Annotated in this window: 12 protein-coding genes and 1 other RNA gene; 10 read left to right on the top strand and 3 right to left on the bottom strand. The window is 47.7% G+C overall.

The window, feature by feature from the left end:
- Window positions 1–73: 73 nt before the first annotated feature.
- Window positions 74–406 carry a DUF565 domain-containing protein gene (locus QUA00_RS34545; RefSeq protein ID WP_333143668.1) on the bottom strand — a complete coding sequence of 111 codons (333 nt, stop codon included), beginning with the start codon at window positions 404–406 and terminating at the stop codon, window positions 74–76.
- A gap of 110 nt (window positions 407–516) precedes the next feature.
- Here QUA00_RS34545 and QUA00_RS34540 point away from each other — a divergent pair, with 110 nt between their 5' ends.
- The 4 genes from QUA00_RS34540 to QUA00_RS34525 all read left to right on the top strand — a co-directional run bounded on the left by QUA00_RS34540 (window position 517) and on the right by QUA00_RS34525 (window position 4,232).
- Window positions 517–726: a hypothetical protein gene (locus tag QUA00_RS34540; protein WP_333143669.1), complete on the top strand. Its 210-nt coding sequence runs from the start codon at window positions 517–519 to the stop codon at window positions 724–726.
- Between the two features lie 41 nt (window positions 727–767).
- Window positions 768–1,346: a hypothetical protein gene (locus tag QUA00_RS34535; protein ID WP_333143670.1), complete on the top strand. Its 579-nt coding sequence runs from the start codon at window positions 768–770 to the stop codon at window positions 1,344–1,346.
- 440 nt (window positions 1,347–1,786) lie between these two features.
- Complete coding sequence (locus tag QUA00_RS34530; RefSeq protein ID WP_333413016.1) at window positions 1,787–3,796, top strand: glycosyltransferase family 39 protein; 2,010 nt, start codon at window positions 1,787–1,789, stop codon at window positions 3,794–3,796.
- Between the two features lie 148 nt (window positions 3,797–3,944).
- Window positions 3,945–4,232, top strand: coding sequence for a hypothetical protein (locus tag QUA00_RS34525; protein WP_333310627.1), 288 nt, complete (start codon window positions 3,945–3,947; stop codon window positions 4,230–4,232).
- A 31-nt stretch (window positions 4,233–4,263) separates the two neighbouring features.
- Here QUA00_RS34525 and QUA00_RS34520 read toward each other — a convergent pair whose 3' ends face one another.
- Both QUA00_RS34520 and QUA00_RS34515 read right to left on the bottom strand, forming a co-directional pair.
- Window positions 4,264–5,373, bottom strand: a complete 1,110-nt coding sequence (locus tag QUA00_RS34520) for a Fic family protein (protein WP_333413014.1) — start codon at window positions 5,371–5,373, stop codon at window positions 4,264–4,266.
- 367 nt (window positions 5,374–5,740) lie between these two features.
- The gene (locus QUA00_RS34515) at window positions 5,741–6,481 is read right to left on the bottom strand and encodes a formylglycine-generating enzyme family protein (RefSeq protein ID WP_333310623.1); all 741 of its coding nucleotides are present in this window, start codon (window positions 6,479–6,481) and stop codon (window positions 5,741–5,743) included.
- 109 nt (window positions 6,482–6,590) lie between these two features.
- Between QUA00_RS34515 and QUA00_RS37015 the strand changes: the two genes are divergently transcribed.
- From QUA00_RS37015 to ndhI, 6 genes are all read left to right on the top strand, one after another.
- Window positions 6,591–6,764, top strand: coding sequence for a ParE family toxin-like protein (locus QUA00_RS37015; RefSeq protein WP_445300693.1), 174 nt, complete (start codon window positions 6,591–6,593; stop codon window positions 6,762–6,764).
- A gap of 58 nt (window positions 6,765–6,822) precedes the next feature.
- Window positions 6,823–7,059 (top strand): type II toxin-antitoxin system Phd/YefM family antitoxin, encoded by a 237-nt coding sequence (locus tag QUA00_RS34510; protein ID WP_333413011.1) that lies wholly within the window; start codon window positions 6,823–6,825, stop codon window positions 7,057–7,059.
- Between the two features lie 60 nt (window positions 7,060–7,119).
- Window positions 7,120–8,877 carry a serine/threonine-protein kinase gene (locus QUA00_RS34505; protein ID WP_333143677.1) on the top strand — a complete coding sequence of 586 codons (1,758 nt, stop codon included), beginning with the start codon at window positions 7,120–7,122 and terminating at the stop codon, window positions 8,875–8,877.
- A 360-nt stretch (window positions 8,878–9,237) separates the two neighbouring features.
- Window positions 9,238–9,628, top strand: a transfer-messenger RNA (tmRNA) gene (gene ssrA, locus QUA00_RS34500).
- Window positions 9,629–10,061: 433 nt separating this feature from the next.
- On the top strand, window positions 10,062–11,180 hold the full coding sequence (nuoH, locus tag QUA00_RS34495) for an NADH-quinone oxidoreductase subunit NuoH (RefSeq protein WP_333075256.1): 1,119 nt from the start codon (window positions 10,062–10,064) through the stop codon (window positions 11,178–11,180).
- Between the two features lie 102 nt (window positions 11,181–11,282).
- The gene (gene ndhI / locus QUA00_RS34490; RefSeq protein ID WP_333042046.1) at window positions 11,283–11,858 is read left to right on the top strand and encodes an NAD(P)H-quinone oxidoreductase subunit I; all 576 of its coding nucleotides are present in this window, start codon (window positions 11,283–11,285) and stop codon (window positions 11,856–11,858) included.
- Window positions 11,859–11,927: the final 69 nt, after the last annotated feature.

Genomic DNA, 11,927 nt, shown 5'->3' with positions numbered 1-11,927 from the left:
TCAAAAAAGCATGAGAAAAAAAAGGAAAAAGAAGCCTGCGGTCTAACTGTACTCAGTTGACCGTCAGGTTCGTTCACGAGCCTAGTTTGAAAGCCTCCACAAATAAATTGTAAGTCACGCCAATTTTCAGAGCATTGAGCATATCCACCCAAAAAGAACGGGCTACAGGCCGCGGGCTGCCGTAAACCAGCCAGCTCGCGAACTCCGTCAACAACACCAACAGCCCGGCCGCGATAATATCCCAATCCGCAGATTGTCCGGCGATCGTCGAAATAGCAGTTCCCAAAAAAGTGCCGAATAGCAGACTAATTAGCAGGAGCGAAATCCGCCGCCAAGGATTGCTCAGCCAGCCTCGGAAGCGATCGCCCAGAACATCAATTAATCTGTTAATTCGGGTATTCTGCATAAAAGTTATACAATTTGAGATTCGAGATTTGAGATTTGAGATGGGGAATTACTGATTACTATTGGGGTTTGGAGTACGCGCCTATAGTGGCACTCTTTTTTTCAACTGGTATGAAAAGCTATACCGATGAGTCAAAAAATGCCACTCCCGACCAACTCCAAATCCTTACCGGGGTCAGTATGTCGCCATCTAAAATCTCAAATTTAACATCTAAGATGGTATTGAGCGATCGGCGACTTATCGCCGAGAACGGTCAAGTAATTAAGTGTAACTGTATCTTGTGGCACAGCAACCCCTGGTTTTACATTAAAAATAGTTAAGACTCATTGCGGGTGCAGTCTATCCTTTAAGCCTAAAATTTATGAATCTTAAAATTTACCAGATCGTAATTGGAGTGTCGATCGTCCTAATTACAGGAATGTTTCTAGGACGTTTTGAAATCACTATCTCCAACGGTTCCAATCAGTCCAGCGATTGGCCCTCACAAGCCACCGCATATCCCCCCACACCCCCCGTTTCCCCAGTCGCGACAGCTTCTGCAGACACCGCCAGCGAGCCCAAACCCGACTCCACACCAACCCCCCCAGATCCAGAGGAGGAATTGCTTTCCTCAATCCCTGTAGATGCTAAAGCCGCCGGCAGTCTGCGCGTCAGCAACCGCAGCGAACACCCAGTGCGAGTGGCCCTGCTGTCGAAACGGCAAGCCGAGAAATCCTACGGCAAACCCGCGCACTGGGATTTTGCGCCGGGGGAAGGTGGCGACAAGGGACTGATGCTATCGCTGCCGGAGGGCAAGTTACAAGTCAAACGGGGAGACATTTTAGTGGTTTTTGCTCAGGATGGTTCTCGCCACTACTGGGGGCCTTACGTCGCCGGGGAGACACCCACGCCCGCTTGGAACAGCACAGCCGGAGAATGGCAATTAATTTTGCAGCCGTGAACCCTTAGCTGCAGGTGCCGAGATTTTGGTCGAGAAAGCCGGTTGATACGGTCTTGTTGAGAATGGTGCGGCTATGTGAGGTTAAACTCACATAGCCGCACCATTCTCAAGAACAGGCAAGATGCCTGTTCCACAAAGAGTGAATTTTATTGTGGGGCGGGCATCCTGCCCGCCCATGAAAGCCTTGTGGAGAATGGTGTAACATCTCTGTTTAACTGATATCTTGCACCATTCTCAAGAACAGGCAAGATGCCTGTTCCACAAAGAGTGAATTTTATTGTGGAACAGGCATCTTGCCTGTTCATAAAAGCCTTGTTGAGAATGGTGTAACATCTCTGTTTAACCAGATTCGATCGAATTGGGAGTTTCGAGAATGCGAATCTTTCGGTAGACTCTCTATGCGAGCGAAAATTTTAAATCTAAAATCGCAGGAAGTTTGCGTGAAGGAATTTATTAAAAGTTTGTCAGAGTTTAGGAAGCGTCCGTTAGCGTTAGCGAAGCGATCCGAAGGAAAGCCCGCCCCTACGGGGGCTACGCCAACGAAGAGGATCGCACCTTTGCTGCTATCGCTTTTATGGCTGTGCGCGATCGCCTGGGTAGGTTTCTTGTGGAATCTCGGCAACATCGGTTTAGTTGACGAAACCGAACCGTTGTTTGCCGAAGCCGCCCGTCAAATGACGGTGACAGGAGATTGGATCACTCCTTATTTCAACGGCGAAACCAGGTTTGACAAGCCGCCGTTGATTTACTGGCTGATGGCGGTGGCTTACCGCACTCTGGGCGTTAACGAATGGGCCGTGCGTCTTCCCTCGGCCTTGTGCGCGATCGGTCTGACTTGCATGGGATTTTATACCCTATCGAAATCGAAGGAAGAAGGAAGAAGGAAGGAGGAAGAAGGAAGAAGGAAGGAAGAAGGACACGACAAGGATTCGGAGACGGATACACGGAGGAATGTAACTGTCTTTCCTCCCTCACTCTCCCACTCTCCCACTCCCCCACTCTCCCCCTCTCCCCGTCTCCCACTCTTTCTTTCTACTCCTTGGATTGGTGCTGCCCTAATAGCTTTAAATCCCCAAACTATTGCCTGGGGACGGACTGGCGTTTCCGATATGCTATTAGTTAGTTGTATGTGTTCGGCACTATTCGCATTTTTTATCGGTTACACTCTAGAAGAACAGAGAGAACAAGCCGAATTTTCCACTGTTTCCGCTTCCCGATTTCCCAATAAATGGTATCTGACTTTTTACGTACTAATTGCCTTAGCAATTCTGGCTAAGGGGCCTGTGGGAATTGTCGTGCCAGCGCTGATTGTTGGCAGCTTCGGGCTTTATTTGGGAAATTTTCGGCAACTTTGGCGCGAAATGCGTCCGGTGTCGGGAATCTTGATTATTCTGGCGATCGCCCTGCCTTGGTACATTTTCGTTATTTTAGACAACGGTCAAACTTATATTGACAGCTTTTTTGGCTATCACAATTTCCAGCGTTTTACTGGAGTAGTCAATAAGCACTCGGCACCTTGGTATTTTTACTTTTTTGTAGTGCTAGTTGGTTTTGCACCTTGGTCGATTTATTTGCCCGTGGCGATCGCCCGCACCCGTTTTTGGCAGCGCAGTTACTGGCGTCGTCAACCGCGATCGGCTCAGTTGAGTTTATTTGCCCTATTTTGGTTCGGCTGCATCTTTGGCTTTTTCACGATCGCCGTGACCAAATTGCCTAGTTATGTATTGCCTTTAATCCCCGCCGCTGCGATTTTGGTAACGCTGCTGTGGAGCGATATTATTGCAGGCAACGAACCCGAAAGCAGGCGGGCAAAGTTAGAAAAAAAACCGAATTCTTTACCGCGAGGGCTGTTAGTTACATACATTTTCAATGTCGTATTTTTATTAATTATAGCGGGAGCAACTTTCTACTGCTACAACTGGCTCGGAGACGACCCGGCTATGCCCAATTTTCCGCAAGCAATTCAGCAGTCGGGATTGCTGATTGTAGGCGGTGTGATTTGGATAACTGCGGCGGTGGCGATCGCACTTTTACTTTGGCAGCGGCAACAGCGCTGGATTTTGGTTGCTAACTTCATCGGGTTAGTAGCATTTATCATCTTTGGTCTTACTCCGGCCTACAATTTGGTTGATATCAACCGTCAGTTACCTCTGAGACAGTTAGCACAGGTTGCGGTTCAACAAAAACTGCCGGGGGAAGAGTTTATTATGGTGGGTTTCTGGAAACCAAGTCTGGTTTTTTATACCCAAGGGCCGGTGACTTACTACGGACGTGTCAGAGGGGCGATCGACTACATTAAGGAATCTAAAAACCCAATTTCTCCCTCTGTTTTGGTACTGGGATATCCCGACAAATTTGAGGAATTAGGATTGCAGCCAAATCAATATCAATTGTTGGACAGTCGGGGCGCTTACCAACTCGCAAGGGTTCCGAGAACAGCGTTTCGATAGTGTATTGTACTCCGGTGTGAGCCGACCTATGTGGTGTGAAAGTAGGGGCAATCCCCCCGTGGTTGCCCCGGAATTTGGATAGGGTGCATCTAGAACTGTAAAAGCTATAATCTAGTCACTACTTAAAACCCGAAGATCGGAGCCTACAATGGTTTCAATTCTCAACAAACCCTCCTCATTAATCCATGAGATTTGCATTGAAAAAGTCGATCGGTGGAAGTTGTTCAAATTTAGTGAATCGCTCCAACAGCGCAGGTCACAATTGTTAGAGAAGAAAAAGGCAGATCAACTAATGGCAGAAGAGGTAGCGGAACTCGATACCATTGGGGAATTAGATCGCATCTTTACCCATATCAATGCAATGATGGTGGCTCAAGATGTCGATCAGCGAGCCGACGAGACAGGCGGTTCAAGAAAGAGCGAGCTATTTATGTGAATACCGTCATATAGTTGAGCTGTATTTGTTGCTAGGAATCCCGAAAAACAGCTAGATATGGAGCATAAGAAAATGCTCGATTACGTTTTTGTCCAGTGATTTCTTCCAGAAGACCTATATCACTAAGAGCCTTAATTAAGGCGTTGGCGTTGGGATATGACAAACTCGTAATTTCTTCAGCGTGTTCTACATTAAAGATTGGTCTGAAATAAAGGCTCTCAAGCAATGCGATTGCATTCCCTGATTTACGCCCCATTGTGTTGAGGACTAATTGGCGATGTTCTTCTTTTAAGTTGACTATTTTACGGGCAGTAGCCGCAGCTTCCTGAGCCACTTCGTAAACCCCACGCAGAAAAAATTTCAGCCACCCTTCCCAGTTGCCACTGTCCCTAACAGCCTGAAGACGATCGTAGTATTCAGAGCGATATTTCTTGAAATAGTGAGAGATATAAAGTAGTGGGCGTTGCAGTATATTTTGTTCGCACAACAGAAACGTGATTAATAATCGCCCTGTTCTTCCATTACCATCTAGAAAAGGGTGAATTGTTTCAAACTGAGCATGAGCTAATCCAACTTTTATCAAGGTAGGTATAGGTTGTGGACTATGCAAAAATTTCTCCAAATTATCTAGTGATTGGAGCATTTCATAGGGTGGAGGAGGGACATAAGTGGCCTCCTTTAAGGAACATCCTCCTGCACCAATCCAATTCTGAGTGCTGCGAAACTCTCCTGGATCGCGCTCAGCACCTCTTACGCCTTGCATTAACTCTTTGTGAATTTCTCGAATTAATCGCAAAGATACAGGGAAACTCTTGAGCCGCTCAAGACCATAATTAATAGCAGCGATATAGTTTACAACCTCAGCCACCTCTTGAGGATTGTTCGGTTCTAAAGCCTGAGATTCAAATTCTAGGACATCTATCAAAGATGCTTGTGTGCCTTCAATTTGGCTCGAAAGAACTGCTTCTTTCCGAACATACATAAACACAAATAGATCTGGATTGGGTAGAGCATCCGTTGCTCCGTCTAGCCGCCCCAGCGCACGATCTGCCTGAGACAGCAGATCCCACATTTCCTGATCCATAATAATCTCAGGTTTGGGTGGCAGCGGATTAGGTATAAAGGCTTTGTAGCCTGCCATCTGTTCCACATATTGACCTGCTCTAGTCCCAATGACCATTGTTATCGGTTCCGTTAATACTGAATACTCTTCAACGCTATATTATCAAAACTAACTTCTTTTCGTTAATAAGCATATTGTTGTCACCCCCCCAGGAAAACTATGCGCTACATCTAGGGGCTTAGAATGCAACCTAACACTACGGAGGTTGGCTCAATACAATGATGGAATCCAGGCGATCGCCCACCATACGTGCCATAATCAGCCATATTCTCTGGTACGCGATCGCCTAAACCTCGGACTACCATTAAGTTGCTAAAACCGTCCCAAGCGTTAAGGCGTTCGTACTTCTTTATTCATACAGTTATCGCTTTTGCCGTCTAAGTTTTCAAAAGTTGATGGCTACTCTAAAACCTAATGATAAAGCCCTGTAATCAGGGTATTGGTAGGTTCGATAACTACATCTCGGCCAGCCTTGTTGCCACATCATTTGTCCGCCTCGAAAAACTTTGCATCTCCCTGTTGCTGGACCAGCAGGATTTTTTGTAACATTTGGGTCGGTTTGATAATATTCACCATCTTCATGATCGTATAGCTCTTCGTCATACCAATCCAAACACCACTCAGATACGTTTTGCCACATATCCAAACAAGCATAAGGACTTTGCCGATCTTGACGAGTTCCTACAGGCAGTGTAGTTTCAGGGGGTGGAGGAAGGATTTCGTACTCTTCAGGCTCCTCGCTTCCCCAAGGGTATAACTGTCCCTCTGTCCCTCGGCAGGCTTTTTCCCACTGTGCCTCAGTTGGCAAAGCATAGTTTTCTCCCAAAGAATCTTGCAACCACCGTGCAAACGCGCAGCAGTCATGCCAAGATACGCAAGTAATTGGATGCTGCTTGCTAGGCGATCTCTGGGCAACTTCATTGTGGAAACACCAGTCATAGCTCGTTTTGTTTAGAAACTCCTGCCATAAATTTACGGTTATTGGTGTTTTCTGAATGGCAAAAGTTGACAACCAAATTTTTCTTAATGGTGCTTCCCTAGTCTCGGCTTCATTATCTTCTAAACAAGCTCCCATTAGAAATTCTCCTTCGGGGACAGTTACCATATCTAGCAAAGATTCCTGCATATAAATTGACTCTCCTTTTTGCTCAATTTTTTGTAGCTATTCAAGATCAAAAATCTAATTGCTGCATCCGCACTGGAATTCCATTGCCCACCGTTACTAAGTTACCTCCTTGACGCAGAAGTCCGTCTCCACCAATACTCCAATCTCCCATATCACCGCCTATACCTCTATATGTAACCTTAGCAAAAACTATCGAGCAATTGGTCAGTTGGATGGAGACACTGTAATCTGGTTTTGGGTTGGTTCACACGCAGAGTACGACAAGTTTCTGGGGCAGTTGTAGCAGTGTCTACAGCCAGCCCATATCAATTAGAAAAGTGTATTTAGACAGGTGGAAGATTATGATCCCAATCAAAGAAGCTCAACAGCAGTTGCAGCAGTTGATCGATTCGGTGAGTGAGTCGCATCAACCTATTGTGATCGCAGGACAGACTAGCAATGCAGTGTTATTATCTGAATCTGACTGGGCATCTGTGCAGGAGACACTGTATCTTCTCTCAGTGCCAGGGATGCGGGAATCGATTCGGGAAGGAATGGCAACGCCGATCGCAATCCTAGATCGCCATTTAGACTGGTAACTTAGCCCAAAATACGTGCCATAATCAGCCATATTATCTGGTACGCGATCGCCTGAACCTATGGATGCGCTAATCGGCAAAACTTTACAGGGTGGAAAGTACACCCTCGAACAAGAATTGGGCCGCGGCGGCTTTGGAATAACTTTCAGGGCAAATCACCGCTATTTAGGACAGCCTGTAGTCATAAAAACGCTCAACGAATCTCTGCGGCAGCAACCCAATTTTGCTGAGTTCGATCGCAAGTTTCAAGACGAAGCGAGGCGGTTGGCTTCCTGCGTTCATCCGAATATTGTCCGCGTCAGCGATTTCTTTGTGGAAGACGGGCAGCCTTACATGGTGATGGACTACATTGCCGGTCAGAATTTGGCAGATGTAGTCGGTTCAAATAATCCGCTGCCAGAAAATCTCGCAATTCTCTACATCACTCAAATAGGGGCTGCTTTGAAAGCAGTTCATCAAAAGGGTTTGCTGCACCGAGATGTCAAGCCGCAAAACATTCTTTTGCGCCAAGGTACTCAGGAAGTCGTGCTGATTGATTTTGGCATAGCCCGCGAGTTTACTCCGGGTGCAACCCAAAGTCACACTAATATGGTCTCCGACGGCTACGCGCCGCCAGAACAGTATTTTGCCCAAGGAAAATATACGCCAGCCACAGATGTTTACGGTATGGCGGCGACGCTTTACACTCTGCTGACAGCACAGGTGCCGGTGGCTGCAATTTTACGCACCAGCCAACCGATGCCTTCACCCCGCGACTTGCAGCCTCAGCTAAGTGCGGCTGTCAGTTCTGCGGTGATGCGGGGGATGACGGTAGAAGCTCAAAATCGCCCTGCTACCGTGGATGAGTGGCTGTCGCTGCTGCATGGGCAGGGGGGTGCAGCGTCGCCGAGCACCGGGCCGACGGTGGCGGTGATTCCGGGACACGGGCCTCAGTCGCCGGCGGGTTCCAGAACAGCGCCTGCTGTGGTGTCTTCTGGGGACAACAACCGCAAGGTTTGGTGGATTTTGGGGTTCGTGGCGATCGCACTTATTGTGGCAGGTTTGGTCGGTATTGCTAGGGTTTTCCTCAACCGGCCGTCTTCGGAACCCGCACCGGTGGCCCAGGACGATCGCACTTCGGCCCCTGCAGATCCAGACGCGCGCTCAAGCCCCACACCAATCCCCGCGCCCACACCAACGCCAGCACCGACTCCCAGAGAAACTCCGCCACCTGCTGCTGAAACTCCGCCGCCTGCTGCTGAAACTCCAGCGCCTGCTGCTGAAACTCCAACACCCGCCCCAGCACCAACACCAGCGCCTTCTCCCGAAGCTGTCGAACCCACACCAACAGAAAAACTTGTTGACAAGGAGTTGCCGCCAGATCGATCGCCCGCACCCAGCGAACAACCGGGAACCAATTATCAGAAAACTCCCACAATCCCAGGATTTGCCGTTGGTACGCCGGAAAGTCAGATTTTATCCCAATTGGGAGAACCGACTGACTCTCAAGCGCGGGGCTATTGGCCGAATACTCGCACCGCACTTTACGAAATATTGCCAAATCGGATTACTCTCGGCTACATTTACGATCGCGATTCGGGCCAGCTAGTACAAACAGAGGGTTCTTTTGCCCAGTCTGTGGACGATTTGGTGGTGCGAACCGCCTTAAACGGGATGGTGGGCGGCGCTAGCCGTGAGATTTTGCAAGGCTTGGGCGACGTGCAGCAGCGCCGGAGTAATCGGTTTACGTTTAGGAAGGGTTCGCTGGAAGGGACGATCGAACGCAATGAGCGCGATCGGATTTACATCGGCGTCTGGGAGGAGAACTTGCATAATTAGCAATTACGCACGGGTGGTCAGAAACCGGGTTTTTTTGCAAGATACTTCGTTACAGCCCGCATTAACCGCAAAAAACCCGGTTTCTTTAATCCCCAATCGAAAATCTAAAATCCCAAATCTAAAATCGACTTGACCACTGTCAATAAACCTTTCAATGGCGGGTTCTGCGGCTCACCCCCAAAAAAACTGGAACTCTTGTGGAACAGGCATCTTGCCTGTTCAAGAAAATGGTGGAAGATGTAAATATTCTTGACTCAGCTTTGTGCCCAAATCCCAAATCTAAAATCTAAAATCTAAAATCTAAAATCTAAAATCGCTTGACGCAACACGAAATATTGTCTATGATTAAAGAACACACGAGGGGCTGTAATGGTTTCGACAGGGTGGCGAAAGCTGCTCCGTGATGCAGGTCGAGAGGGAGTCTACTCTCGTTAATATCGGCTCAAAAAAAATAGTAAATGCGAACAACATCGTTCCTTTCGCTCGCAAAGCCGTAGCTGTAGCCTAAAAACTTCTTGAGCTTGGTTTAGAGTGTATGCCACCTAACTCCGTTAACGGTAGCATAACAACCCCCAACGGATGCCCTAGCTAAACGTTTCTAGTCGGCTAGCTAGGAAAGCAATCACTAGAAAATCCTCCCATTTAGGATAAAGATGGTTCCCGCCCCGAGGATTAGAGGGGATAAACCTGTGAACGATCGGAAGGTAAATACCCGCTTTGGACGGCAGTTCGATTCTGCCCAGTTCCATAAAAAAAGTAGCGTAAAATCAATGGTTTAAACCATTTGAAAGTTACTTTAAAGCATTATAAAGGGCTCAGATTTAACTCTGAGCCCTTTTGTTTGGCTCAGATAGCTCAACTCATCCGTGTATCCGTGTCAAAATCCGTGCAGTGCTCTACCTTTTCCCCGCCAGGGGACTGAAATATTTGCTGGTCGTTTTTCAATTTGCGTCCTCACCGCCTTGCAACCGTCAACAGCCAACCATAAATTACCAACCCCATTAGCTACGCTGCGGGCTCATATAATTATAACTTCACCCTGTGTGTGCGTTGTTGGAGCCAGTCCGGCGATATACTAAAAAGCGGTAAAGCATTAAAAATCTTTACAAACACCCGACTCTCCAAGCCTACTCCTACTAAGGATGGGTATAAAAATATATGCGAGCGCTCAAAAGCTGGAAATAATGAACCCAGGAATTGACTTACAAGGAAGTTTTGTAGAAGCCCTGATGAATTTGGGCTTACCGGCGGACATCGCCCAAGTGCTTTGGCTACCGCTGCCAATGTTGCTGATGATTGTCGCTGCCGTCTTCGGGGTACTGACTAGCGTCTGGCTGGAACGGAAAATTTCCGCCGCCGCTCAACAGCGGGTAGGCCCGGAATTCATCGGCCCTCTGGGAGTGCTAGCACCCGTTGCTGATGGTCTGAAGTTGGTATTCAAAGAAGACATCGTACCCGCAAAAGCTGACGCGCTACTATTTACCCTAGGCCCGGTAATTGTGGTGATTCCAGTTTTTCTCTCCTACTTAATCGTGCCGTTCGGAGAGCATATGCTGATCGCCGATATGGGGACAGCGATATTTCTGTGGATTGCCTTGTCTAGCATTCAGCCGATCGGCTTGCTGATGTCCGGCTATGCTTCTAACAACAAATACGCCCTCCTCGGAGGACTCAGAGCCGCCGCTCAATCCCTCAGCTACGAAATTCCCCTTGCTTTGGCAGTATTGGCAGTTGTGATGATGTCCAACAGCCTCAGTACGATCGACATCGTACACCAGCAAGCCGGGTACGGCATTGTCGGCTGGAATATCTGGCGGCAACCAGCAGGTTTCCTGATTTTCTGGATCGCAGCACTAGCAGAATGCGAACGGTTGCCCTTTGACCTCCCGGAAGCAGAAGAAGAATTGGTAGCAGGATATCAGACTGAGTACACAGGCATGAAATTTGCTTTGTACTATATCGCTTCCTACGTTAACCTCGTCCTTTCTTGCCTGCTAGTAGCAGTTTTGTACCTCGGCGGCTGGGAATGCCCGATTCCTGTCGAAGTGCTGACAAATGCCCTGGGATTGAGCGAGACGACTCCTTGGTTGCAGGTAATTACCGGCTTGCTGGGCATTACAATGACCATGCTGAAAGCTTACTTTTTCCTGTTTCTGGCAGTTCTGCTCCGCTGGACTCTGCCGCGAGTTCGGATCGACCAATTGCTAGATTTGGGATGGAAGTTTTTGCTGCCCGTTGCTTTAGTTAATTTGCTATTGACCGCAGCTTTGAAGCTTGCCTTTCCTTTTGCTTTTGGCGGTTAATTCGTAATAGGTAAATGGCAACAGCTAAAAAAAATAGCTGTTAAGCAATTACCTATTATCAATTAGCAATTACCAAAAACTCAAGTACAGAGAGAGAACACCATGCTAAAATTCCTCAATCAAGTAGGCGAATACGCCAAAGAGACTCTTCAAGCTGCTAAGTATATCGGTCAAGGGCTATCTGTTACCTTTGACCACATGAGACGCCGACCGATTACGGTGCAGTATCCTTACGAAAAATTAATTCCTTCCGAACGTTTTCGGGGCAGAATTCACTTTGAATTTGACAAGTGCATCTCCTGCGAAGTCTGTGTTCGGGTGTGTCCGATCAATTTGCCTGTGGTGGATTGGGAATTTAACAAAGAAACTAAGAAGAAACAACTCAAGCACTACAGTATCGATTTCGGTGTTTGTATCTTCTGTGGCAACTGCGTAGAATATTGTCCGACTAATTGTTTGTCGATGACAGAAGAGTATGAGTTAGCCACCTACGAACGTCATGAATTGAATTTTGACAACGTGGCCCTCGGACGTTTGCCCTACAAGGTTACAGACGACCCGATGGTGACACCGATGCGCGAATTCGCTTATTTGCCGAAAGGTGCGATCGACCCCCATGAAGTTTCCTACACCGATCGCCGTGCCGGTCTGCGTCCAGAGGAAATTATCGAAAAGTAGGTAATGGGGCATGGGGCATGGGGCATGGGGCATGGGGCATAGTTAGTAGTTAGTAGTTAGTGGTTAGTG

The sequence above is a fragment of the Microcoleus sp. T2B6 genome (assembly GCF_036700475.1).
Classification (GTDB): domain Bacteria; phylum Cyanobacteriota; class Cyanobacteriia; order Cyanobacteriales; family Microcoleaceae; genus Microcoleus.
This window is presented reverse-complemented; position numbering and strand designations above follow the sequence as displayed.

Coding starts and splice junctions, on each gene's coding strand:
- QUA00_RS34545 (WP_333143668.1), bottom strand. CDS start 406: ATGCAGAATACCCGAATTAACAGATTAATTGATGTTCTGGGCGATCGC.
- QUA00_RS34540 (WP_333143669.1), top strand. CDS start 517: ATGAAAAGCTATACCGATGAGTCAAAAAATGCCACTCCCGACCAACTC.
- QUA00_RS34535 (WP_333143670.1), top strand. CDS start 768: ATGAATCTTAAAATTTACCAGATCGTAATTGGAGTGTCGATCGTCCTA.
- QUA00_RS34525 (WP_333310627.1), top strand. CDS start 3,945: ATGGTTTCAATTCTCAACAAACCCTCCTCATTAATCCATGAGATTTGC.
- QUA00_RS34520 (WP_333413014.1), bottom strand. CDS start 5,373: ATGGCAGGCTACAAAGCCTTTATACCTAATCCGCTGCCACCCAAACCT.
- QUA00_RS34515 (WP_333310623.1), bottom strand. CDS start 6,481: ATGCAGGAATCTTTGCTAGATATGGTAACTGTCCCCGAAGGAGAATTT.
- QUA00_RS34510 (WP_333413011.1), top strand. CDS start 6,823: ATGATCCCAATCAAAGAAGCTCAACAGCAGTTGCAGCAGTTGATCGAT.
- QUA00_RS34505 (WP_333143677.1), top strand. CDS start 7,120: ATGGATGCGCTAATCGGCAAAACTTTACAGGGTGGAAAGTACACCCTC.
- nuoH (WP_333075256.1), top strand. CDS start 10,062: ATGAACCCAGGAATTGACTTACAAGGAAGTTTTGTAGAAGCCCTGATG.
- ndhI (WP_333042046.1), top strand. CDS start 11,283: ATGCTAAAATTCCTCAATCAAGTAGGCGAATACGCCAAAGAGACTCTT.